Annotated in this window: 24 protein-coding genes; 18 read left to right on the plus strand and 6 right to left on the minus strand. The window is 70.6% G+C overall.

Going from position 1 to position 22,070, the window contains the following annotated elements:
- Positions 1–89: 89 nt before the first annotated feature.
- Complete coding sequence (locus tag ACF08W_RS10730) at positions 90–851, minus strand: Crp/Fnr family transcriptional regulator (RefSeq protein ID WP_392279070.1); 762 nt, start codon at positions 849–851, stop codon at positions 90–92.
- Positions 852–1,210: 359 nt separating this feature from the next.
- Between ACF08W_RS10730 and rpsL the strand changes: the two genes are divergently transcribed.
- From rpsL to ACF08W_RS10760, 6 genes are all read left to right on the plus strand, one after another.
- Positions 1,211–1,582, plus strand: coding sequence for a 30S ribosomal protein S12 (gene rpsL / locus ACF08W_RS10735; protein ID WP_003948652.1), 372 nt, complete (start codon positions 1,211–1,213; stop codon positions 1,580–1,582).
- A gap of 2 nt (positions 1,583–1,584) precedes the next feature.
- The gene (gene rpsG, locus ACF08W_RS10740) at positions 1,585–2,055 is read left to right on the plus strand and encodes a 30S ribosomal protein S7 (RefSeq protein ID WP_072485550.1); all 471 of its coding nucleotides are present in this window, start codon (positions 1,585–1,587) and stop codon (positions 2,053–2,055) included.
- A 38-nt stretch (positions 2,056–2,093) separates the two neighbouring features.
- Positions 2,094–4,220 carry an elongation factor G gene (gene fusA / locus ACF08W_RS10745; protein WP_352276132.1) on the plus strand — a complete coding sequence of 709 codons (2,127 nt, stop codon included), beginning with the start codon at positions 2,094–2,096 and terminating at the stop codon, positions 4,218–4,220.
- 161 nt (positions 4,221–4,381) lie between these two features.
- A complete protein-coding gene (tuf, locus tag ACF08W_RS10750) occupies positions 4,382–5,575 on the plus strand; it encodes an elongation factor Tu (protein WP_352276133.1) in 1,194 nt (397 codons plus the stop codon).
- 176 nt (positions 5,576–5,751) lie between these two features.
- The gene (locus ACF08W_RS10755) at positions 5,752–6,390 is read left to right on the plus strand and encodes a hypothetical protein (RefSeq protein WP_392279071.1); all 639 of its coding nucleotides are present in this window, start codon (positions 5,752–5,754) and stop codon (positions 6,388–6,390) included.
- A 128-nt stretch (positions 6,391–6,518) separates the two neighbouring features.
- Positions 6,519–6,860 carry a hypothetical protein gene (locus ACF08W_RS10760; protein ID WP_392279072.1) on the plus strand — a complete coding sequence of 114 codons (342 nt, stop codon included), beginning with the start codon at positions 6,519–6,521 and terminating at the stop codon, positions 6,858–6,860.
- Between the two features lie 118 nt (positions 6,861–6,978).
- On the opposite strand, the gene ACF08W_RS10765 is transcribed toward ACF08W_RS10760, so the two are convergent.
- From ACF08W_RS10765 to ACF08W_RS10785, 5 genes are all read right to left on the minus strand, one after another.
- On the minus strand, positions 6,979–9,084 hold the full coding sequence (locus ACF08W_RS10765) for a PIG-L family deacetylase (protein ID WP_392279073.1): 2,106 nt from the start codon (positions 9,082–9,084) through the stop codon (positions 6,979–6,981).
- A 150-nt stretch (positions 9,085–9,234) separates the two neighbouring features.
- Positions 9,235–9,690 (minus strand): GNAT family N-acetyltransferase, encoded by a 456-nt coding sequence (locus ACF08W_RS10770; protein ID WP_392279074.1) that lies wholly within the window; start codon positions 9,688–9,690, stop codon positions 9,235–9,237.
- An 84-nt stretch (positions 9,691–9,774) separates the two neighbouring features.
- Positions 9,775–11,484 (minus strand): hypothetical protein, encoded by a 1,710-nt coding sequence (locus tag ACF08W_RS10775; protein ID WP_392279075.1) that lies wholly within the window; start codon positions 11,482–11,484, stop codon positions 9,775–9,777.
- Between the two features lie 273 nt (positions 11,485–11,757).
- Entirely contained in the window at positions 11,758–14,013 is a 2,256-nt protein-coding gene (locus ACF08W_RS10780; protein WP_392279076.1) for a poly(A) polymerase, read from the minus strand.
- A 92-nt stretch (positions 14,014–14,105) separates the two neighbouring features.
- Positions 14,106–15,794, minus strand: a complete 1,689-nt coding sequence (locus tag ACF08W_RS10785; RefSeq protein WP_392279077.1) for an RNA ligase family protein — start codon at positions 15,792–15,794, stop codon at positions 14,106–14,108.
- 513 nt (positions 15,795–16,307) lie between these two features.
- On the opposite strand from ACF08W_RS10785, the gene rpsJ reads away from it, so the two are divergent.
- The 12 genes from rpsJ to rplN all read left to right on the plus strand — a co-directional run bounded on the left by rpsJ (position 16,308) and on the right by rplN (position 22,069).
- Positions 16,308–16,616: a 30S ribosomal protein S10 gene (rpsJ, locus tag ACF08W_RS10790; RefSeq protein WP_003948644.1), complete on the plus strand. Its 309-nt coding sequence runs from the start codon at positions 16,308–16,310 to the stop codon at positions 16,614–16,616.
- Between the two features lie 13 nt (positions 16,617–16,629).
- Positions 16,630–17,274 (plus strand): 50S ribosomal protein L3, encoded by a 645-nt coding sequence (gene rplC / locus ACF08W_RS10795; protein WP_352276141.1) that lies wholly within the window; start codon positions 16,630–16,632, stop codon positions 17,272–17,274.
- Between the two features lie 7 nt (positions 17,275–17,281).
- Positions 17,282–17,932: a 50S ribosomal protein L4 gene (rplD, locus tag ACF08W_RS10800; protein WP_352276143.1), complete on the plus strand. Its 651-nt coding sequence runs from the start codon at positions 17,282–17,284 to the stop codon at positions 17,930–17,932.
- Positions 17,932–18,255 (plus strand): 50S ribosomal protein L23, encoded by a 324-nt coding sequence (gene rplW, locus ACF08W_RS10805; protein ID WP_352276144.1) that lies wholly within the window; start codon positions 17,932–17,934, stop codon positions 18,253–18,255. The genes rplD and rplW overlap by 1 nt, the downstream gene beginning before the upstream one ends.
- A 40-nt stretch (positions 18,256–18,295) precedes the next feature.
- Positions 18,296–19,132, plus strand: coding sequence for a 50S ribosomal protein L2 (rplB, locus tag ACF08W_RS10810; protein WP_072485540.1), 837 nt, complete (start codon positions 18,296–18,298; stop codon positions 19,130–19,132).
- 12 nt (positions 19,133–19,144) lie between these two features.
- The gene (gene rpsS, locus ACF08W_RS10815; RefSeq protein WP_283853425.1) at positions 19,145–19,426 is read left to right on the plus strand and encodes a 30S ribosomal protein S19; all 282 of its coding nucleotides are present in this window, start codon (positions 19,145–19,147) and stop codon (positions 19,424–19,426) included.
- Between the two features lie 42 nt (positions 19,427–19,468).
- On the plus strand, positions 19,469–19,816 hold the full coding sequence (gene rplV, locus ACF08W_RS10820) for a 50S ribosomal protein L22 (protein WP_004571827.1): 348 nt from the start codon (positions 19,469–19,471) through the stop codon (positions 19,814–19,816).
- Positions 19,816–20,658, plus strand: coding sequence for a 30S ribosomal protein S3 (gene rpsC, locus ACF08W_RS10825; protein ID WP_093540760.1), 843 nt, complete (start codon positions 19,816–19,818; stop codon positions 20,656–20,658). Before rplV ends, rpsC begins: the two co-directional genes overlap by 1 nt.
- A gap of 5 nt (positions 20,659–20,663) precedes the next feature.
- Positions 20,664–21,083 carry a 50S ribosomal protein L16 gene (rplP, locus tag ACF08W_RS10830; protein WP_072485538.1) on the plus strand — a complete coding sequence of 140 codons (420 nt, stop codon included), beginning with the start codon at positions 20,664–20,666 and terminating at the stop codon, positions 21,081–21,083.
- On the plus strand, positions 21,083–21,307 hold the full coding sequence (gene rpmC / locus ACF08W_RS10835; protein ID WP_014047786.1) for a 50S ribosomal protein L29: 225 nt from the start codon (positions 21,083–21,085) through the stop codon (positions 21,305–21,307). Before rplP ends, rpmC begins: the two co-directional genes overlap by 1 nt.
- On the plus strand, positions 21,307–21,591 hold the full coding sequence (gene rpsQ / locus ACF08W_RS10840) for a 30S ribosomal protein S17 (RefSeq protein WP_073786784.1): 285 nt from the start codon (positions 21,307–21,309) through the stop codon (positions 21,589–21,591). Before rpmC ends, rpsQ begins: the two co-directional genes overlap by 1 nt.
- Before the next feature lie 109 nt (positions 21,592–21,700).
- Positions 21,701–22,069, plus strand: a complete 369-nt coding sequence (gene rplN, locus ACF08W_RS10845) for a 50S ribosomal protein L14 (protein WP_003966950.1) — start codon at positions 21,701–21,703, stop codon at positions 22,067–22,069.
- The last annotated feature ends 1 nt before the right edge of the window (position 22,070 follow it).

Below are 22,070 nucleotides of genomic sequence, written 5' to 3' on the forward strand. Positions count from 1 at the left end.
CCGATACTGGATGTATCGGGGTGACCCCGACAACGCGGCGAGCGTGCGTGCCGGGCGCCGCACGGCAGGCGGCAGTTTGAAGACAGGTCCTAGCGGACCGCCGAGCGGGCGGCCGGGCCGGCCGGCTCCCCGGACCGGGCGATCCGGCGGAGCGCGTCCGGCCGGACGATCACCAGCGTCCGCCGCCCGGTCCGTACGATGCCCCGCTCGCGCAGGTCCTTCAGCAGCCGCTGGACCGCCTCCCGGGAAGCGCTCACCGCCCCGGCCAGCTCCTGCTTGCTGAGCGGGACGTCGAGCTCGATGCCTTCGGCGGTACGGGCGCCGTGGGTGCGCGCCAGGTCCAGGAGCAGGACGGCGAAGCGCTCGCGCACCGTCATCGCCGCGAACTCCAGGCTGCGCCGGTCCGCCGCCCGCGTCCGGTCGGAGGCCAGCGCGAGGAGCGAGAGCGACACCCCGGGGGAGGCGGCCACGAACGCGCGGAACTTCTCGTGCGGCACGACCGCGGCCCGGACGGGAGAGAGCGCGGTCACGGTCGCCGAACGGGGCCGACCGGTCAGCGCGGCGGATTCGCCGACGATGTCGCCGGGGCCGCGCAGGGCGTGCAGCGCCTCGTAGCCGTTGGGCGCGGAGGTGGTGATCTTCGTCCAGCCGCTGAGGATCAGCAGGACGTGCGCGGACGGCTCGTCCTGGCGGAGCAGGGCGGCCCGGACGTCGAAGCACAGCTCGCGCCCGAGCTCCAGCAGGGCCACCCGGTCCGCGCGCTCCAGCCGGGCGAGGAAGGGCACCTGGTCGTCGAGTCCGTCGCCCTCGGGTACGTACGCCGCCGCCATCCCGTCCCCCCGGTCGTTCATCAGCGGTTCAATGTACTGAGAACGTACGTACCGGGACCGGTAAGGTCGTATTCCTGCCGTCCGCCCGCGGCCGGGTGTCCGGATCTCGCGGTCGCGGCCGGCGGAACTCCGGCGCGTCGGGGTGAGACGGATTTGTTTTGACCGGAGTCGACGCGGTAGGTACGCTCAGACCTTGTGCCTGGGGTGTGCCTGGGCTCGTGTGCGTGTCCTCAGCCGCATGCCGAGCCTGTCAGTGGCTACCGCAATCTGCGCTCCTTTTGCCTTGCGGCAGAAGTCCGCAGTATTCGACACACCCGACCGCGTGGGTCGGTGACGTTCCAGGTTAGTTTCACGAACGGCACACAGAAACCGGAGAAGTAGTGCCTACGATCCAGCAGCTGGTCCGCAAGGGCCGGCAGGACAAGGTCGAAAAGAACAAGACGCCCGCACTCGAGGGTTCGCCCCAGCGCCGCGGCGTCTGCACGCGTGTGTTCACGACCACCCCGAAGAAGCCGAACTCGGCCCTCCGTAAGGTCGCGCGTGTGCGTCTGACCTCCGGTATCGAGGTCACGGCCTACATCCCGGGTGAGGGACACAACCTGCAGGAGCACTCCATCGTGCTCGTGCGTGGTGGCCGTGTGAAGGACCTGCCGGGTGTTCGTTACAAGATCATCCGCGGCTCGCTCGACACCCAGGGTGTCAAGAACCGCAAGCAGGCCCGCAGCCGCTACGGCGCCAAGAAGGAGAAGTAAGAATGCCTCGTAAGGGCCCCGCCCCGAAGCGCCCGGTCATCATCGACCCGGTCTACAACTCTCCTCTTGTCACCTCGCTGATCAACAAGATCCTGCTGGACGGCAAGCGTTCCACCGCCGAGCGGATCGTGTACGGCGCCATGGAGGGCCTCCGCGAGAAGACCGGCAACGACCCGGTCATCACGCTGAAGCGCGCGCTTGAGAACGTCAAGCCCTCGCTCGAGGTCAAGTCCCGCCGTGTCGGTGGCGCCACCTACCAGGTGCCGATCGAGGTCAAGCCCGGTCGCGCCTCCACCCTCGCGCTGCGCTGGCTCGTGGGCTACTCCCGCGCCCGCCGCGAGAAGACCATGACCGAGCGCCTCATGAACGAGCTGCTCGACGCGTCCAACGGTCTTGGCGCTGCCGTCAAGAAGCGTGAGGACACCCACAAGATGGCCGAGTCCAACAAGGCCTTCGCGCACTACCGCTGGTAGTCGCTACCCACATCGAGACCGAGAGAAGACTGAGCCTTATGGCCACCACTTCGCTTGACCTGGCCAAGGTCCGCAACATCGGGATCATGGCCCACATCGACGCGGGCAAGACGACCACCACTGAGCGGATCCTCTTCTACACCGGCGTTTCGTACAAGATCGGTGAAGTCCACGACGGCGCTGCCACGATGGACTGGATGGAGCAGGAGCAGGAGCGCGGCATCACGATCACGTCCGCCGCGACGACCTGCCACTGGCCGCTCAATGATGTTGACCACACCATCAACATCATCGACACCCCGGGTCACGTCGACTTCACCGTCGAGGTGGAGCGTTCGCTCCGCGTCCTCGACGGCGCCGTCACCGTGTTCGACGGTGTCGCGGGCGTCGAGCCGCAGTCCGAGACCGTCTGGCGTCAGGCGGACCGCTACGGCGTGCCGCGTATCTGCTTCGTCAACAAGCTCGACCGCACCGGTGCCAACTTCTTCCGCTGTGTCGACATGATCACGGACCGCCTCGGCGCGACCCCGATCGTCATGCAGCTCCCGATCGGTGCCGAGGCCGACTTCACGGGTGTCGTCGACCTCGTGACGATGAAGGCGTTCGTCTACCCGGTGGAAGCCACCAAGGGTGAGGCGTACGACATCGTCGACATCCCGGCCGAGCTCGCCGAGCAGGCCGAGGAGTACCGCGCCAAGCTTCTCGAAGCCGCCGCGGAGAACGACGAGGCGCTCATGGAGCTCTACCTGGAGGGCGAAGAGCCTTCCGTGGAGCAGCTCTACGCCGGCATCCGTCGTATCACCATCAACTCCGGCAAGGGCGGCGAGACGACCGTCACCCCGGTGTTCTGTGGCACCGCGTTCAAGAACAAGGGCGTCCAGCCCCTGCTCGACGCCGTGGTCCGCTACCTGCCCTCGCCCCTGGACGTCGAGGCCATCGAGGGCCAGGACGTCAAGGACCCCGAGGTCGTCGTCAAGCGCAAGCCGTCCGACGACGAGCCGCTCGCGGCGCTGGCGTTCAAGATCATGAGCGACCCGCACCTCGGCAAGCTCACCTTCGTCCGGGTCTACTCGGGCCGCCTGGAGTCCGGCACCTCGGTGCTGAACTCGGTCAAGGGCAAGAAGGAGCGCATCGGCAAGATCTACCGCATGCACGCGAACAAGCGTGAGGAGATCGAGTCGGTGGGCGCGGGCGACATCATCGCCGTGATGGGTCTGAAGCAGACCACCACCGGTGAGACGCTCTGTGACGACAAGGCGCCGGTCATCCTGGAGTCCATGGACTTCCCGGCCCCGGTCATCCAGGTCGCCATCGAGCCGAAGTCCAAGGGCGACCAGGAGAAGCTGGGTGTCGCCATCCAGCGCCTCTCCGAAGAGGACCCGTCCTTCCAGGTGCACTCCGACGAGGAGACCGGCCAGACCATCATCGGTGGTATGGGCGAGCTGCACCTCGAAGTGCTCGTCGACCGCATGAAGCGCGAGTTCCGCGTCGAGGCGAACGTCGGCAAGCCGCAGGTCGCGTACCGCGAGACGATCCGCAAGGCCGTCGAGCGCGTCGACTACACCCACAAGAAGCAGACCGGTGGTACCGGTCAGTTCGCCAAGGTGCAGATCGCGATCGAGCCCATCGAGGGCGGCGAGGCCTCGTACGAGTTCGTCAACAAGGTCACCGGTGGCCGCATCCCCCGGGAGTACATCCCCTCGGTGGACGCGGGCGCCCAGGAAGCCATGCAGTTCGGCATCCTGGCCGGCTACGAGATGACTGGCGTCCGCGTCATTCTTCTCGACGGTGGCTACCACGAGGTCGACTCCTCCGAGCTGGCCTTCAAGATCGCCGGTTCGCAGGCCTTCAAGGAGGCCGCGCGGAAGGCGTCCCCGGTTCTCCTCGAGCCGATGATGGCCGTCGAGGTCACCACGCCCGAGGACTACATGGGCGATGTCATCGGTGACATCAACTCCCGCCGTGGCCAGATCCAGGCCATGGAGGAGCGCAGCGGCGCTCGCGTCGTGAAGGGCCTCGTGCCCCTCTCGGAGATGTTCGGCTACGTCGGAGACCTCCGCAGCAAGACCTCGGGTCGCGCAAGCTACTCGATGCAGTTCGACTCCTACGCCGAGGTTCCGCGGAACGTCGCCGAGGAGATCATCGCGAAGGCCAAGGGCGAGTAACTCACCCGAGCTCACGCTTTAGGCTTGTCACCGGAGCCTGGTGGGGCATTCGTCGCGGAGCGAGAGCTGCGCGGGGAATGCCCCCGGCCCCGGCATCCCAGCAAAGATCACCCTGGCGCCGATGAAGCAAGGCGTACAGAACCACTCCACAGGAGGACCCAGTGGCGAAGGCGAAGTTCGAGCGGACTAAGCCGCACGTCAACATCGGCACCATCGGTCACATTGACCACGGTAAGACGACCCTCACGGCCGCCATTACCAAGGTGCTGCACGACGCGTACCCGGACCTGAACGAGGCCTCGGCCTTCGACCAGATCGACAAGGCTCCTGAGGAGCGCCAGCGCGGTATCACGATCTCCATCGCGCACGTCGAGTACCAGACGGAGTCGCGTCACTACGCGCACGTCGACTGCCCGGGTCACGCGGACTACATCAAGAACATGATCACCGGTGCCGCGCAGATGGACGGCGCCATCCTCGTGGTCGCCGCCACCGACGGCCCGATGCCGCAGACCAAGGAGCACGTGCTCCTGGCCCGCCAGGTCGGCGTTCCGTACATCGTCGTCGCCCTGAACAAGGCCGACATGGTGGACGACGAGGAGATCCTGGAGCTCGTCGAGCTCGAGGTCCGTGAGCTCCTCTCCGAGTACGAGTTCCCGGGCGACGACCTGCCGGTCGTCAAGGTCTCGGCGCTCAAGGCGCTCGAGGGCGACAAGGAGTGGGGCCAGACCGTCCTCGACCTGATGAAGGCCGTCGACGAGAACATCCCGCAGCCCGAGCGTGACGTCGACAAGCCGTTCCTGATGCCGATCGAGGACGTCTTCACGATCACCGGTCGTGGCACCGTCGTCACCGGTCGTATCGAGCGTGGTGTCCTCAAGGTCAACGAGACCGTCGACATCGTCGGTATCAAGAACGAGAAGACCACCACCACGGTCACCGGCATCGAGATGTTCCGCAAGCTGCTCGACGAGGGCCAGGCCGGTGAGAACGTCGGTCTGCTCCTCCGTGGCATCAAGCGCGAGGACGTCGAGCGCGGCCAGGTCATCATCAAGCCCGGTTCGGTCACGCCGCACACCGAGTTCGAGGCCCAGGCCTACATCCTGTCGAAGGACGAGGGTGGCCGTCACACCCCGTTCTTCAACAACTACCGCCCGCAGTTCTACTTCCGTACCACGGACGTGACCGGCGTCGTGACCCTCCCCGAGGGCACCGAGATGGTCATGCCGGGCGACAACACCGTCATGTCGGTCCAGCTGATCCAGCCGGTCGCCATGGAGGAGGGCCTGAAGTTCGCCATCCGTGAGGGTGGCCGGACCGTGGGCGCCGGCCAGGTCACCAAGATCGTCAAGTAATTACTTGACCGTCTGACCTGGTTGCTCCGCAACGAGCACCAAGAAGGGCCCCGTCCCGCCGTGTATGCGGTGGGACGGGGCCCTTCGGTGTGTTCGGGTGTGCTCGGGGCGTTCCACTCGGCGTGTTCTACGGTGTGACAGGCCGACATCGTGGCCGAAAAGGGTGGGGAGTGGGCATGGGGAAGAGCTGGACGGACGGCCTCGCGGGGAAGGTGGTCCTCGTCCTCGTCCTCGCCTTCTCCCTCTCCGACTCCTGGGGCTCCTGGTGGGTCGTGCTGCCGGGGGCGATCGCGCTCGGCTGGGGCGTCCTGCTCGTCCGGGACGCGGGGAAGGCCGTCAGAGGGCGAAGGCGCGGGTCGGGAACGGTCCGTACGCGGTATCTCGAAACAGCCGACCCGCACGACATGGGGATCGTCGTGGGCGAGCTGGTTCCCGTTCTCCTCGCCGCGCGGGCGAAGGTCCTCATCGATCTGCACACGGACGAACCGATCGACGACGAGCGGGCCGGTGCGGCGTTCGAGGCCGCGAGACAGGACGCGCGTCGGGCGAGCGGGCCGGAGGGGGCCGACGGCCCGGGCAGGCGCACGGACTCGTTCATGGGCGTGGAGGTCGATCTGACGGACCCGGTTCAGGCCGCCCGCTATGCCCTGCTGGCGCACCGGGTGATCGGTTCGGAGGCGTGGTGCGGTGATCGCCAGGTCTTCGGCACGGTCGAGTCCCCGGTCAGGGTGTGGGTGGATCTGGCTGACGAGGTGGTGGACAGGGCCGTTGACGCGGCGCGTGCCACAGGTGCCTCGGTGACCGTGAGGGCCTGAGGGTGCAGGGAACATCCCCTTCCAGATCCGTTCTCGACCGGGCTGCCGTCGCGGCGTTCCGCCTGTGGCTGCCGGCGGTCCTGGTGTGCGCGACCTCCATCACGACGAACCGTGGCGTCCTGGAATGGGTGAGTGAGATCCCGCTCTGGAACATCGCCCTGGTCCTGTTCTTTGTGGCGCAACCCCTGTTCCGGGCGAGGAATCCGATGCGCGCCGAGGCGGCGAGGGCCGGTGGCCGCACGCGTGCCGGACGCCTGGGCGTGCTGGCCGCCCTCGCCGTGGTGAATGCCGTGCTGCTGTTCGTCCTGGGAGTGGCACTCGGGAGCGCCGACGAATTCGGCGACCGCCTGGACGGCTACGCCTCGTTCCTCCTGACGCCGGGTTTCGTGTTCCTCAACCTTCTCCTCTCCTTCTACAGCTTCGCCGTGCTGCGCCCCTTTCCGTGGGGTGGGCGGCGGAGCGGAGAGTGAGGTCGCGTGGGTGACTTCGTCGAATTGATGGTCCGGGCAGTGAGGGGAACCGGCCGAGTGGTACGGGGTGGCGGCACCGGTTCCCCGGGCACCCACCGGCATCGCCCGCCGGCCCGGGTCAGGGCCGCCAGAGCCAGGGGTGGGCGTCCGGGCCCAGGGCTGCGACGACCGGGTGGCCGGCCGGGGTGAGGTGCAGGACCGGGCCGTCCAGGGCCACCGGCCCGTCCCGCTGTACGAGAAGGCCCGCGGGGGTACGGAGCTGGAGCCGGCCCGAGTCGGTGCGGCCGAGGAGGACCGGGGTGCCCGGGGTGCCCGCCGCGGCGACCGGGCCGTAGCCGTCGAAGCCCGCCCGGTCCGCGACCGGGCGGCCGTAGCCGTCGATCCCGGTCTCCTCGGCGGTCTCCCCGGTCCGCACGGTGGTCAGGGCCGCCTTCGCCGCCGCGCGGTAGTACAGCTCGACGCTGCCGTCCGGTCCGGGCAGCGCGGCCGGGCCGTCGCCGGGGACCGGCACGCCGGTGATCTGGGTCCGGGCGGTCACGTCCCGGCCCGGCTCGTCCTGCGTCCAGTGGTGCACCGCGAACCGGCCCGCCGCGAAGACATGGACCCGGCCCTCGGCGTCCACCACCGCGCTCAGCCCGTCCTGGACCTCGCCGCCGCCGGTGTCCCGCCACCCGCTCCACCGGCCGTCCGCCTCCCGGACCCGGGTGCTGAGACCTTTCTCCGCGTTCCGTACGAAGAGGTGGACCCGGCCGTCGGGGGCGGTGACCAGGACCGGGACGCCCAGCCGGCGCCCGTGGTCGTGGGTGCGCTCCGGGTTGCCCAGCCCCGTCCAGGCGCGGAAGGCGCCGCCCGGGTAGCGCTGTTCGAGGACGACGACCTCCCGTTCGTTGTCGCCGCCGTGCCCCTCCAGCGCCGAGAACCGCAGCCCGGCCAGGATGTGCCGCCCGTCCGGCAGCGTCGTTCCGCCCAGGACCGGGGCGAGCGGGCCGCCGCCGAGGTCGTCCGGCGCATCCCACACGCCCGTGCCCGGCGCGGTCTCCCGGCGGCGGACCGCCCGGAGCCCCAGCACCTCGTAACTGACGAGCCGGCCGTCCGGCTCGGTGGCCAGGGTGGGGCGGGGGCCGGGGTAGCGGTAGTGGGTGGAGCGCACCCACCCCTTGCGGTTGGTCAGCGGCCGGTCGCCGCCGACGTTGTAGTCCCCGCACCCCGCCGGATTGCCGCACCACCAGTCGACCTCACCGCCGTACGGGACCAGGTGCGAGGCCTTCTCGGCGAGCACCGCGGGCGGCAGGTTCTTTGGCCAGTGCCGGTTGTAGTAGCCCCGGAACGAGGTGACCGCGAAGCTCGGCACCAGGCCGCCGTCCCGGGTGGACCGTGCCACCCACCGGATCAGCGAGGCCCAGGTGAACAGGGCCGTGGCCGTGTGGTCGGGGTGGTCGGAGTAGCCCGGCTGCTCGCTGTCGGCGATGCGGACGGCCCGACTGCTGTGCTGGATGTCCGGGTCCGGGTCCATGGTGTGCACGATGCTCGGCCGGTAGTGCTCGAAGAGCCCCGCCAGGACGTCGATCAGCCCGTCGTACGTGTACGAGCCCACCTTCCGCAGCGGGGAGCCCTCGGCGACGACGGTCGGCAGCACCAGGCGCCGGTCCTGCCAGAGGCTGGGCAGCCCGAGCCGCCCGTACGTGGTGTGCATGGCGGTGTTGACGAAGACCAGGTCCACCTTGCGGCCCTCGTGGCGCAGGGTGTTGAGCTCGGCGCGGTGGCCGCCCTCCAGCTCCATCACCGACCGGTGCCACTCTGCGAACATCGGGACGCCCAGCAGGGTCGCGTACGCCTGGCGCAGACCCTGGTGGCGGGCGGAGGAGTACGCCGCCTTGTCGGGCGCGGGCAGCGGGCGGCCCGGGACGCGGTTGACGCCGGTGGCCTCGCCGCCGGTCAGGTAGACGCAGACGAGCGGGGTGCCGCCGTCGAGGGCCTGCTGGGTGTCCGGGTTCATGAAGTACAGGTCGTCGTCCGGGTGGGCGAGGACCTGGAGCATCAGGGCCGGGTGCGTGGTGCTGATCCGCAGCCCCGGCATCGGGTCCGCCGCGGTGTCGCGGCGCCGCGGCGGGGCGGGCGCGGCGCAGGAGGTGAGAGCCGCGAGCCCCGCCGCCCCGGCCGCCGCCAGCACCGCACGCCGCCGCGTCCCCGAACCGGGTACGCGCGGGCCGGGTCGATCCGTCACACCGTGCTCCGTCCACTCCCTCGCGGCGGACGGCCCGATGCCGCCCGCCGGTGCGCAGACCGCGGTGGGGGGAGGGCCGCCGCTGCGCCGGGATAGACGGTGATCTTGGGGGACGGGTTGCCTGGACTCCGGGGGTTTGCCCCGGTCGGATCAACGTACCGGTGTACGGACCATGAAGACGTCGACCGGGTCGCGCCGTTCCTCGGTGAACCCGTGCCGCTCGTACAGCGTGCGGGCGGCGCTGCCCCGGAGCACGTCCAGCCGCACGGTCGCGCCCCCGGCGTCGGCCCGCGCGAGCAGCGAACGCAGTACGGCGGTGCCGATGCCGCGCCCCTGGACGGCGGGGGAGAGGTAGAAGTGCTCCAGCCACAGCCCGCCCTCCACCGGCCGCAGGGCGACACAGCCCGCGAACTCCCCGTCCACCACCACGACCGAGGTGTGCTCCGGCGCGTACCCGTCCCGCAGCCGCTGCCGTACGCGGTGCTCGTCGTAGCGGCCCAGCCGCTCCAGATCGGGGCGCATCACGACGGCCCGGAGCTCGGCGACGCTCTCCACGTCCTCGGGGCGGGCGGGGCGCAGGGACCAGGTGGTGGGGGCGGTGTTCATGGACGGATATTCGCAGGTCGGGGCCGGGGATCGGGCCGAGGCGGGGACGGTTTCGCACTCGTCCCCGGCCCGATGGACGACTGTCTACCGGCCGTCGAGTCGGAGCGGTGGGTTCGGGTCGGTGTCGTCGCTCATGAAGTCCTTCATGCCCTGCCACAGCGAGCGGGCCCGGTGGACGGTGGCCCCCCGGACATCGGCCAGGACCTCCGAGCGCTCGCCGAAACCGGCCGGGAGCGGCGGGAGGCCCAGCACGGCCAGGGTGCGGATCAGGAGCTCTGACGGCTCGCCCGGGTCGCGCAGCAGCCGCGCCACCTCGCGGGGGTCGCCGCTGCCGGCCGCCGCGACGAACAACTCCGCGTGCTGCTGTGCGATCTCCTGCGGCGGCACCGCTCCGGGCCCCGCCCACCGGTGCCGGGCGGTCGTACTGCCCTTGCCGATGACGCTGAGGGCTCGGGACCCGCTCCCTTCGCGGTGGGCGACCAGGGTGGTCAGACGCGGGGCGGCGAACGCGGATTCCGCGATCTGCGCCAGCCCGTCGAGGCGCATCAGCGTGGCCCGGCGTCCGCGCTTGGCCAGCGCCTCCTGCGAAGGGGCCGCCTCCATCAGCGTCCACCGTCCGGCCGGAGCGAGCCGGACGGTTGCCCCGCACAGCAGCAGTTCCTGCGAGGCGCGCTGAGGCGAGGTCGGCACGTACGCGATCTCCTGGGCCGCCTGCGGCCGCGCGGACTCCGGCAGTGGCACCGCAGGGGCGGGGACGGCGCCGTTGCGGGGGATGGAGACGGCGAGCCGGGACCGGGCGTGGTCCCGGAAGTGCAGGAATGCCTCAAGGGGGGTTCCCGCGTATTCCCAGGGCGACCTCGTGGCGTACCGCCCGATGGAGCGGTAGATGTCCAGCGACTCGGCCCAGCGTTCCTGCCTGTTGAGTGCCCACACCAGGTGATTGCGGACCAGGCGGGCCCCGCGGTCCTCGGGCGGGCGCGACGCGGAGTACGCCTGTGCCGTGGCGATGATCCCGTCGGTCCGGTCGGCGCCGGGGGACTCCGGGCCGCCGTTCCTGCGCGGGCGTCCCCGCCTTCTGTCCGTCTCGATGCCCACCTCCGTCAGTGCCACGACCTCCAGTGCGCGGACGGGTGAGTCCTGCGGGGCGTCGGCGGCGGCGCGGGCAGCGTGGCCGAGCATCTCCTCGTGGCTGCCGTACCACTTGGCGGAGAGGAACTGCACGGCCTGGAAGTGGGTGGGCAAGTGGTGGGGCGCGCAGGCGAGTGCATGGGCCAGGCAGTCGTCGAAGACCTCGCGGGGTGCCTGGGCGCCCAGGCAGTGGCTCAGGACCGCAGAGAACGGGACCGGGTCGCCGGGGCAGGCCGCGACGGCCGCTTCTATGACCGGCAGCGCGTCGTCCAGCAGCGAGAAGAAGGCGCGGAACTGGTCCTGGGCCACGTCCTCGGCGTATGCGCCCGTGCGGACCCGTTGTGCTTCGGCTATCCGTCGGAACGCCTCGACGACGAGCGCGTCGGGGTCGTCCGGCGACTCGGCCCGCCAGGCGTTCAGCCACGCCGCATCGTCCAGGGCGACCCTGGACAGGGCACGCACGGACTCGTCGCGGAGGGGCCAGTCGGCCTTCTCACGTGTGGCGGCGAGGAGCGCGCGGGCCGGCGCGTACACGCCGCGGCGAGCGGCGGTCAGGGCGTCGACGGTGCGTGCGTCGGGTGCGTCGACCACGATCGCGTGGTCCGGCGGCAGCCCCACTCCCGTCGCCTCCAGATGCCGGACCATGCGCGCCACCCTGCCGAACACGTACGCCTCCTCCGCGAAACCTGCCTGTGTCCTTCATGATCACTTCATGCCGTGCACACGACGGGGCCGGTCGCCGAGTCGTGTCCATAACGCCGTTGCGGTGTGACCGATGTGGTGCTGTGTCACGAAACGGCATGCGTCCCCTGCGTGAGCTGCCCCGGCTGCCCGGCGCCCTGCGCAGCCGGGGGTGGCCGAGAACGGCGGATATATGAGCAGGCCGGTCTCGCACCCGTCCGGAACCGGGCGTCGGGGAGGTGCCCGTGTCGGCCGCAGCTACCGCAGCTCCGTTTCCCGGCCCGGGGCCGTGCGGTGGAGGGTGGCGCCGGGCAGGCCGCGCAGCAGTTCGCCGCCGATCTCCGCCAGTCGTGACGCGTCGGGCGGGGTGCGGCCGAGGCCGAGGGCGTACTGGACGTGCGTGGCGTCCGAGCCGCACGGGCGGGGCCAGACGCGGGCGTCCGGCGCGCCCGCCCGGGCGAGGGCGGCGAGCAGGGCGAGGACCCGGCCGCGGAACCGGCCCTCGTCCGCTCCGGGGCGTACGGAGACCAGCGCCCAGCCGGCGTGGTCCGGGTACGGGGACGGCGGGGTGCGGAGCAGGGCGCGCGGTACGGGGTCCCCGTCGGCGGCCGACTCCAGGATCTCCCAGGCCCGCAGCAGCTCCCCGGCGATCAGCTCGCGCCCGGCCGGGGAGACCTGGGCGGTGCAGGAGCGGACCGGCGCGGTCGGCGTCAGCACGGTGAGCGGGGCGCCGGGGAGGGGCTCGCCGGGGCCGACCGGCACGGCCCAGTCCCAGGTGGCCCAGGTCGCGAAGAAGTGCCGCAGCAGGGGGAGCGGGCCCAGTCGGCCGGCCTCCTGGGCGGTACGGGCCGCCAGCACCGCCCAGGCGAGGCCGGGCAGACCGCCGAACGGGGCGGAGTCCAGGCCGCGCGCCCGCGCCCACCCCTTCACCTCCCGGGCCAGCCGGACGAACGCGGCCCGGTGCGGGTCCGCCGCCCCGGCCACCGCCTCCGCGTCGCTCACCGCGCTCAGCGCCACGGCCGCCGCCTCGCCCAGTTCGCCCCGGCGGGCCACCGCCTCGGCCGGGGGAACGGTCCCCGTCGCCACGGTCACCAGGTCCACGCCGAGCCCGTCCAGCGTGAAGCGCAGTCCCGGCACCCGGGCCCCGGTCACCTCGCGCAGGCCCACGGCGTCCGGCAGCGCCCCGGCCAGCCGCCTCCGTACCGCCGCCGGGTCGACCGTGCCGGGCAGCGCGGCGAGCAGGTCCACGTCCGCGCCGGGCAGCGCGCAGCCCATCCGCCGCGAACCGGTCGGATGGACGGCGGCCCCGGGCAGCGCGGCGGCCACCCGGCGCACCACACCGGCCGCACACTCCTCGTCCGCCGCGTCCGTCTCGTCCGCCTCATCCGCTTCGAGTGGGACGTCGGCGGTCAGCGCGACGAGCACCCCGAAGTGGTCCGAGACGTACAGCCCGTCCGGCTCCGGCGTCCGGCCCAGCAGCACCGCCGAGGCGGGCCGCGGCCCCTCGGTACGGAGCAGCACCCGGTCCAGCCGGGAGATCCGCCCGGTCAGCGAGGAGACGGCGGCCAGCGGATTGACCGAGGGATCGAAGGTGGGCGTCCGGTCGTCCGCGCCGTGCACGAGGCTCCAGGCGTCCGCCATCCCCAGCCGGTCCTGCGGGGTGTCGCCGCCGTCGTTGAAGTCGCCGAGCAGTGCCAGATCGCCCTCGACGGCCGCCAACCCCGTTGCCAGATCGGCCAGTTCGGCGTCACGACGGCGGGCGCCGTCGGTCGAGTGATCGCTGCTGAGATGGGTCGCCGCGACCGTGAGCGGCCCGTCCGGCCCGGCCACGACCACCGCCGCGACCGCCTTGTGCGGACCGAGCGCGTGCAGCCCCGCCTCCACCACCGGCACCCGGGCGAGCAGCAGCAGACCGTACTCCGCGGTGTCCCGGCCCGCCGGATCGGACCAGACGGTGTACTCCGCGCGGACCCAGGGCGCCGCCAGCACCAGGCCGAGCAGGGTCGGTTCGGCCTCCTGGAGGGCGATGACGTCGGCGTCCGCCTCGCGCAGCGCGTCGAGCATCAGCGGCCGGCGCCGGGCGGTGTCGATGAGCTCGCTGTCGTAGCGGTCCCACAGGGTGTTCCAGGTCAGCACCGTCAGCGGTCCGGAGCGCGGCACCGGTGCCGGTGCCGGGGCCGCCGTGTCCACCGGCACCCAGGCCGACCGGTCCGCCGCGTACACGTGCGGCGTACGGGAGACGAAGTACGGCGACGGCAGCCGGCGCGGCGTCCGCACCCGCCCGGCCTCCGTCGCGTCGATCCGGTCCGTGCCCGAGGAGCGGTCCCACACCAGCTCGCCGTCCGCCTCGAAGAACAGCACCCGGTGCCAGGGGATCTCCCCGCCGGGCGTGAACCGGGGCAGCGGCACCCGCTTCGCCTCCCGGCCGCGCTGCGCCACCCCCATCACGAAACGCGCCGGATCGAACCGCCCGTCCCACCGGACCCGGTGGTAGATCTCCTCGCTGGTACGCACTACGCCTCGCCCTCCACGGTCTACGCCTCGTCCTCGCCGGTCCGGGCTCCGCCTTCGCCGGTCCGCGCCCCGCCCTCCACGGTCTACGCCGTCTACGCCTCGTCCTCGACGGCGCTGCTCGCGCCGATGTACCAGGTGCGGTGGGCCTGGCCGGGGTACGGGGGCACGAAGCGGCGCAGTTGTGCGTCGAGCACCCCGGGCGGCACCGGATGGTCCCGGCGCCCGTTGCGGCGGACCAGTTCCGCCTCGTCGACCAGCGCCACGGCATGGGTGACCAGCGCGTCCCGGCGCCGGGCCACCGCGTGGACCAGGGAGCGCTGATGGACGTTGAGCGAGGTGGCGTCCCAGACGACGGTGGCGCCCGGCACGAGCGCCGCGTCCAGCCGGTCTAGCCCCTCGCGCAGCACCTCCCCGTTGGCCCGCTGGTCGGCGCGCGAACCCCGGGCCAGCCGCAGGTCGTCCAGCGAGAGATACGTGTCGACGCCGGGCAGCCCCCGGGCGAAGGTGCTCTTGCCGCTGCCCGACGGCCCGACCAGGTGCACCAGGCGCGGGAAGTCCCCGTCCCGCCACCGCCAGGTCGCGGCGACGGCCTCCTCGGCGGTGGCGACCCGGCCCAGCGCGTACGCCTCGCGCGCCTGCGCCAGGCAGCGGGCGGCGGCCTCGGGCGCCAGGTCGTCGAAGGCCGCCCGCAGCCCGGTCGGCTCCGCCGCCTCCTGGGCGTACAGGGCCGACCACTCCACCTGCTCGCGCGCCCCCTCGTCCTCCGCCAGAGCCCCGGCGAGCGCGTGCAGCACCGGCAGCGCGGCGGCGCGCGACATCCGGGCCAGCCCGGCACGGCGCTCCTCGTCCGGGTACGGGAGGTGCAGCGCGGGGTACAGCCCGACGAGGTCGGCGGCGCGCCGGGCCAGCGGCATCCCCAGCGCCGGGGCCAGCGCGGGGGCGAGCCCGGCGCGGCGGGAGCGGCGCAGGAGCGCGGCCACCACTCCCGCCAGCCGGTCCTCGCCGGTGACCCCCGCCGCGTCCAGGGCGTCGGCCGTCGCGGCCACCGCCCCGGCGTCCCCCGCGCAGCCGTCCGAGCCCGCACCTGTTCCGACCGCACCGGCCAGCGCCCCCGCGTCGGCCGGTGCCCCGGACCGCACCGCCCACAGCGCGGCGGCCGGTCCCAGCCCGTTCGGCACGACGGCGGCGTGCATCCAGTGCGTCCCGGTGGTCACATGGCCCGGCCGCACCCACTTGGCCACCAGCCGCCCGAACTCCCCGGCCCCGAAGCCGTCCGAGGGCCGCACCACGTACCCCTCCTGCCGCCCGGTGTCCGGCCGCCGCGCCCGCAGCGCCTTCTCGGCGCGGGCGTCGAGCACCCCGCGCCACAGCACCGGCGGCACCGGGATCCCGAGGTCCCGCAGGAACGTTTCGGTGCGGTCCCAGCCCAGGCAGTGGTCCCCGTCCCAGACGGAGAACCCGTAGAAGAAGCTCTCCAGGCCGTCGTACGGGATCGAGTGCCGGGCGAACATGTTCTCGCCGCAGATCCGCCATCCGTCCGGGATGCGGGCCCCGATCCGGCCCTGGAGCGCCTTCACCCAACCGCGGGACGGGTGGTGCGCGGAGTCGAGGGAGCGGGCGTGCAGCCCGTCGGCGTAGAGCGTGGTGTTCTCGCCGTCCAGCTTCTCGGTGACGACGACCTCGCGCCCGGCCAGCCCGGCGAGGTCCGCGATCCGTACGTCGTCCGAGGTGGCGCCGGGGGACCAGGACAGATGAGGGGTGCGCGGATAGTGCGTACGCATGATCGATGCCCCCGGTGCCGACGGTCTTTCCGGCCGGTCACTCTAGGGTGGACGGCGCGCCGCGCCCACCCGATTTCGCCCGGGGAGTCCGGTCCGGGGCCCGCCCGCCGCGCGCCCGCGTTTGACCGGGCGACCACGCGGGGTAAGATCCTCCGCCCGATTGGCCAGGCCCGTGCCCCGTATGGCACACTGACCAGGTTGCTCGGTTGAGTGTCAATGCTGCGCGCCTCCCGCCGGGAGGACCGGAAGCGAGTCCCACAGTACTCGTCGACCCCTTCGGGTCGGACGTACGGGAATCTTCCGGGAAGCGTCAGTGGGGCACCGGCCAGGCACCCGGTGGGTGTTCCGCCCCCGGTCCTGCGGTCCCTGGGCCCGCACCCCCTTGGTTGGGAAATCCTTCGGGAGATCTGCGTAGAGGGGATGCGACACGCCCGACCGCGTGGGTCGGAGACGGAAGTCTTGAGAGCCCCCGGGTTCCAGAGCGTTACGAGAGAGACAGGACTACTAGTAGCCATGGCGGGACAGAAGATCCGCATCCGGCTCAAGGCCTACGACCACGAGGTCATCGACTCCTCGGCGAAGAAGATCGTCGAGACGGTGACCCGCACTGGTGCGTCGGTCGCGGGCCCGGTGCCGCTGCCCACTGAGAAGAACGTGTACTGCGTCATCAAGTCGCCGCACAAGTACAAGGACTCGCGCGAGCACTTCGAGATGCGCACGCACAAGCGCCTCATCGACATCCTCGACCCCACGCCGAAGACGGTTGACTCGCTGATGCGTCTCGACCTGCCGGCGGGCGTCGACATCGAGATCAAGCTCTGAGGTGACGCGCGAGATGGCTAAGAACATTAAGGGCGTCCTGGGCGAGAAGCTCGGCATGACCCAGGTCTGGGACGAGAACAACCGGGTCGTCCCGGTGACCGTCGTCAAGGCCGGGCCCTGCGTCGTCACCCAGATCCGCTCCAACGACACCGACGGCTACGAGGCAGTCCAGATCGCCTTCGGCGAGATCGACCCCCGCAAGGTGAACAAGCCCCTCAAGGGCCACTTCGCCAAGGCCGACGTGACCCCGCGCCGCCACCTGGTGGAGCTCCGCACCTCCGACGCCAGCGAGTACACGCTGGGCCAGGAGGTCACTGCCGAGGTGTTCGAGTCCGGCGTCAAGGTCGACGTCACGGGCAAGAGCAAGGGCAAGGGCTTCGCCGGTGTGATGAAGCGTCACAACTTCAAGGGCGGCAAGGCGTCCCACGGTGCCCACCGTGTGCACCGTATGCCTGGCTCCATCGGTGGCTGTGCCACTCCCGGCCGTGTCTTCAAGGGCATGCGCATGGCGGGTCGTATGGGCAACGAGCGGGTCACCACCCAGAACCTGACCATCCACGCGGTTGACGCGGAGAAGGGTCTGCTCCTCATCAAGGGCGCAGTCCCTGGTCCGAACGGCGGCCTCGTCCTGGTCCGCACCGCGGCCAAGGGGGCTTGAGGAACCGATGAGCACCATTGACATCCTTTCGCCGGCAGGCGACAAGGCCGGGACCGTCGAGCTCCCCGCGGAGATCTTCGACGCCAAGACCAGCGTTCCGCTGATCCACCAGGTCGTCGTCGCGCAGCTGGCCGCTGCCCGTCAGGGCACGCACAAGACCAAGACCCGCGGCGAGGTCCGCGGCGGTGGGCGCAAGCCGTACCGCCAGAAGGGCACCGGCCGTGCGCGTCAGGGTTCGACCCGTGCGCCGCAGTTCGCCGGCGGTGGCGTCGTCCACGGCCCGCAGCCGCGTGACTACTCGCAGCGGACCCCGAAGAAGATGAAGGCCGCCGCCCTGCGCGGTGCCCTCTCCGACCGGGCCCGTCACTCCCGCATCCACGTCGTCACCGGCGTGGTCGAGGGTGGCGTCTCCACCAAGGCCGCCAAGACGCTGTTCGGCAAGATCTCGGAGCGCAAGAACCTGCTCCTGGTCGTCGACCGTGCCGACGAGGCCGCGTGGCTGTCCGCCCGCAACCTGCCCCAGGTGCACATCCTGGAGCCGGGCCAGCTGAACACGTACGACGTGATCGTCTCTGACGACGTGGTCTTCACCCAGGCCGCCTTCGAGTCCTTCGTGTCTGGCCCCCAGACCGCTGAGACCGAAGGGAGCGACGCCTGATGAGCGAGGCGACCGTTACCAGCAAGACCTACTCGGACCCGCGCGACATTCTCGTCAAGCCGGTTGTGTCCGAGAAGAGCTACGCGCTGCTCGACGAGAACAAGTACACGTTCATCGTCGCGCCCGGCTCCAACAAGACCCAGATCAAGCAGGCCGTGGAAGCGGTCTTCTCGGTCAAGGTCACCGGGGTCAACACGATCAACCGGCAGGGCAAGCGCAAGCGCACCCGCACCGGTTTCGGCAAGCGCGCCGACACGAAGCGCGCCATCGTGACCCTCGCCGAGGGCGACCGTATCGACATCTTCGGCGGTCCGACCGCCTAAGGGCGGTCTGGATCGTCCGGAATCGGACGAGGACTGAGAAATGGGTATCCGCAAGTACAAGCCGACGACCCCGGGCCGTCGTGGCTCCAGCGTCGCCGACTTTGTCGAGATCACGCGGTCCACGCCGGAGAAGTCGCTGGTCCGCCCCCTGCACAGCAAGGGCGGCCGTAACAACGCCGGTCGTGTGACCGTTCGCCACCAGGGTGGTGGCCACAAGCGCGCCTACCGCGTGATCGACTTCCGTCGTCACGACAAGGACGGCGTGCCGGCCAAGGTCGCGCACATCGAGTACGACCCCAACCGCACCGCGCGCATCGCGCTGCTCCACTACGCGGACGGCGAGAAGCGCTACATCATCGCGCCGCGTGGCCTGTCGCAGGGCGACCGTGTCGAGAACGGCCCGGCCGCCGACATCAAGCCCGGCAACAACCTGGCGCTGCGCAACATCCCGGTCGGTACGACCATCCACGCCATCGAGCTGCGGCCCGGCGGCGGCGCGAAGTTCGCCCGCTCCGCGGGTGCCTCCGTGCAGCTGCTGGCGAAGGAGGGCACCATGGCCCACCTTCGTATGCCGTCGGGTGAGATCCGCCTGGTCGACGCCCGCTGCCGCGCCACCATCGGCGAGGTCGGCAACGCCGAGCAGTCGAACATCAACTGGGGCAAGGCCGGCCGCATGCGCTGGAAGGGCGTCCGCCCGACCGTCCGCGGTGTCGCGATGAACCCGGTTGACCACCCGCACGGTGGTGGTGAAGGCAAGACCTCCGGTGGTCGCCACCCGGTCTCGCCGTGGGGTCAGAAGGAGGGTCGTACTCGTTCGCCGAAGAAGGCATCGAACAAGTACATCGTCCGCCGCCGCAAGACGAACAAGAAGCGCTAGGAGCGGGTTTAGATGCCGCGCAGTCTCAAGAAGGGGCCCTTCGTCGACGGCCACCTCATCAAGAAGGTGGACGCGCAGAACGAGGCAGGCACCAAGAACGTCATCAAGACCTGGTCCCGTCGCTCGATGATCGTCCCGGCCATGCTGGGTCACACCATCGCGGTGCACAACGGCAAGATCCACGTCCCGGTGTTCGTCACCGAGTCGATGGTCGGCCACAAGCTCGGCGAGTTCTCGCCGACTCGCACCTTCCGCGGCCACGTCAAGGACGACCGGAAGTCGAAGCGCCGCTAATCGCGGGTGGTAACGACTATGACTTACACCGAAGGGACAACCATGGAAGCCAGGGCCCAGGCGCGGTACATCCGCGTCACGCCCATGAAGGCCCGCCGCGTGGTGGACCTCATCCGTGGCATGGATGCCACGGAGGCTCAGGCGGTCCTGCGTTTCGCCCCGCAGGCCGCGAGCGTGCCGGTTGGCAAGGTGCTGGACAGCGCCATCGCCAACGCCGCACACAACTACGACCACACCGACGCCTCTTCGCTGGTCATCAGCGAGGCGTACGTGGACGAGGGCCCGACCCTGAAGCGGTTCCGTCCGCGTGCCCAGGGTCGTGCCTACCGGATCCGTAAGCGGACCAGCCACATCACCGTGGTCGTCAGCAGCAAGGAAGGAACCCGGTAATGGGCCAGAAGGTAAACCCGCACGGGTTCCGGCTCGGCATTACCACGGACTTCAAGTCCCGTTGGTACGCCGACAAGCTGTACAAGGACTACGTCAAGGAAGACGTCGCCATTCGTCGCATGATGACGAAGGGCATGGAGCGGGCCGGTATCTCGAAGGTCGAGATCGAGCGCACCCGCGACCGCGTCCGCGTTGACATCCACACCGCCCGCCCGGGCATCGTCATCGGCCGTCGCGGCGCCGAGGCGGACCGCATCCGCGGCGAGCTGGAGAAGCTGACCGGCAAGCAGGTCCAGCTGAACATCCTCGAGGTCAAGAACCCCGAGGTGGACGCTCAGCTGGTGGCCCAGGCCGTCGCCGAGCAGCTCTCCTCCCGCGTCTCCTTCCGTCGGGCCATGCGCAAGAGCATGCAGTCCTCGATGAAGGCCGGCGCCAAGGGCATCAAGATCCAGTGCGGTGGCCGCCTCGGCGGCGCCGAGATGTCCCGCTCGGAGTTCTACCGCGAGGGCCGTGTGCCCCTGCACACCCTCCGCGCGAACGTCGACTACGGCTTCTTCGAGGCCAAGACGACCTTCGGCCGCATCGGCGTGAAGGTCTGGATCTACAAGGGCGACGTCAAGAACATCGCCGAGGTCCGCGCCGAGAACGCCGCTGCCCGCGCCGGCAACCGCCCGGCCCGTGGCGGCGCCGACCGCCCGGCCGGCCGTGGTGGCCGCGGTGGCGAGCGTGGCGGCCGCGGTCGCAAGCCGCAGCAGCAGTCGGCTCCGGCTGCCGAGGCCCCCAAGGCCGAGGCTCCCGCCGCTGCCGCTCCGGCTGCCGAGAGCACCGGAACGGAGGCCTGACCGAAATGCTGATCCCCCGTAGGGTCAAGCACCGCAAGCAGCACCACCCGAAGCGCAGCGGTATGTCCAAGGGTGGCACGCAGGTTGCGTTCGGCGAGTACGGCATCCAGGCGCTGACCCCGGCGTATGTGACGAACCGTCAGATCGAGGCCGCTCGTATCGCGATGACCCGTCACATCAAGCGTGGCGGCAAGGTCTGGATCAACATCTACCCGGACCGTCCCCTGACGAAGAAGCCCGCCGAGACCCGCATGGGTTCCGGTAAGGGTTCTCCCGAGTGGTGGATCGCGAACGTCAAGCCCGGTCGGGTGATGTTCGAGCTGTCCTACCCGAACGAGAAGATTGCTCGTGAGGCGCTCACCCGCGCTGCTCACAAGCTTCCGATGAAGTGCCGCATCGTTCGGCGCGAGGCAGGTGAGGCGTGATGTCGGCCGGAACCAAGGCGTCCGAGCTGCGCGAGCTGGGCAACGAGGAGCTGCTCAACAAGCTCCGCGAGGCCAAGGAAGAGCTGTTCAACCTCCGCTTCCAGGCGGCGACCGGGCAGCTCGAGAACCACGGTCGGCTCAAGTCCGTCCGTAAGGACATCGCCCGGATCTACACCCTGATGCGCGAGCGCGAGCTGGGCATCGAGACGGTGGAGAGCGTCTGATGAGCGAGAAGACTGTGACTGAGACGAACACCGACCGCGGTTTCCGCAAGACCCGTGAGGGTCTGGTCGTCAGCGACAAGATGGACAAGACCGTCGTCGTCGCTGTCGAGGACCGCGTCAAGCACGCGCTGTACGGCAAGGTCATCCGCCGTACGAACAAGCTCAAGGCGCACGACGAGCAGAACGCCGCCGGTGTCGGCGACCGCGTCCTCCTGATGGAGACCCGGCCGCTGTCCGCCACGAAGCGGTGGCGCATCGTCGAGATCCTCGAGAAGGCCAAGTAATTCCTGAGGGGCACTCCCCTCAGGCAAGTTCCGCCAGGCTCGGCGGGGAGCCACGTAAGTCGCTTACGGAGCTCCCCGCCGGGAACCGGCAGACGATCAGGAGATAGACGTGATCCAGCAGGAGTCGCGACTTCGCGTCGCCGACAACACGGGTGCGAAGGAAATCCTCACCATCCGTGTTCTCGGTGGTTCGGGTCGCCGCTACGCGGGCATCGGTGACGTCATCGTCGCCACCGTCAAGGACGCGATCCCCGGTGGCAACGTGAAGAAGGGTGACGTCGTCAAGGCGGTCATCGTTCGCACCGTCAAGGAGCGTCGCCGTCAGGATGGCTCGTACATCCGCTTCGACGAGAACGCCGCCGTCATTCTGAAGAACGACGGTGACCCCCGCGGCACCCGCATCTTCGGCCCGGTGGGCCGGGAACTGCGCGAGAAGAAGTTCATGAAGATCATCTCGCTCGCGCCGGAGGTGCTGTAAG

The organism is Streptomyces sp. NPDC015144 (genome assembly GCF_043079735.1).
Lineage (GTDB): Bacteria > Actinomycetota > Actinomycetes > Streptomycetales > Streptomycetaceae > Streptomyces.

Excerpts from the sequence above, each read along its gene's own strand:
- ACF08W_RS10730 (WP_392279070.1), bottom strand. The coding sequence starts at position 851 with ATGAACGACCGGGGGGACGGGATGGCGGCGGCGTACGTACCCGAGGGC.
- rpsG (WP_072485550.1), top strand. The coding sequence starts at position 1,585 with ATGCCTCGTAAGGGCCCCGCCCCGAAGCGCCCGGTCATCATCGACCCG.
- fusA (WP_352276132.1), top strand. The coding sequence starts at position 2,094 with ATGGCCACCACTTCGCTTGACCTGGCCAAGGTCCGCAACATCGGGATC.
- ACF08W_RS10755 (WP_392279071.1), top strand. The coding sequence starts at position 5,752 with ATGGGGAAGAGCTGGACGGACGGCCTCGCGGGGAAGGTGGTCCTCGTC.
- ACF08W_RS10770 (WP_392279074.1), bottom strand. The coding sequence starts at position 9,690 with ATGAACACCGCCCCCACCACCTGGTCCCTGCGCCCCGCCCGCCCCGAG.
- ACF08W_RS10785 (WP_392279077.1), bottom strand. The coding sequence starts at position 15,794 with ATGCGTACGCACTATCCGCGCACCCCTCATCTGTCCTGGTCCCCCGGC.
- rpsJ (WP_003948644.1), top strand. The coding sequence starts at position 16,308 with ATGGCGGGACAGAAGATCCGCATCCGGCTCAAGGCCTACGACCACGAG.
- rplC (WP_352276141.1), top strand. The coding sequence starts at position 16,630 with ATGGCTAAGAACATTAAGGGCGTCCTGGGCGAGAAGCTCGGCATGACC.
- rplD (WP_352276143.1), top strand. The coding sequence starts at position 17,282 with ATGAGCACCATTGACATCCTTTCGCCGGCAGGCGACAAGGCCGGGACC.
- rplW (WP_352276144.1), top strand. The coding sequence starts at position 17,932 with ATGAGCGAGGCGACCGTTACCAGCAAGACCTACTCGGACCCGCGCGAC.
- rplB (WP_072485540.1), top strand. The coding sequence starts at position 18,296 with ATGGGTATCCGCAAGTACAAGCCGACGACCCCGGGCCGTCGTGGCTCC.
- rpsS (WP_283853425.1), top strand. The coding sequence starts at position 19,145 with ATGCCGCGCAGTCTCAAGAAGGGGCCCTTCGTCGACGGCCACCTCATC.
- rplV (WP_004571827.1), top strand. The coding sequence starts at position 19,469 with ATGGAAGCCAGGGCCCAGGCGCGGTACATCCGCGTCACGCCCATGAAG.
- rpsC (WP_093540760.1), top strand. The coding sequence starts at position 19,816 with ATGGGCCAGAAGGTAAACCCGCACGGGTTCCGGCTCGGCATTACCACG.
- rplP (WP_072485538.1), top strand. The coding sequence starts at position 20,664 with ATGCTGATCCCCCGTAGGGTCAAGCACCGCAAGCAGCACCACCCGAAG.
- rpmC (WP_014047786.1), top strand. The coding sequence starts at position 21,083 with ATGTCGGCCGGAACCAAGGCGTCCGAGCTGCGCGAGCTGGGCAACGAG.
- rpsQ (WP_073786784.1), top strand. The coding sequence starts at position 21,307 with ATGAGCGAGAAGACTGTGACTGAGACGAACACCGACCGCGGTTTCCGC.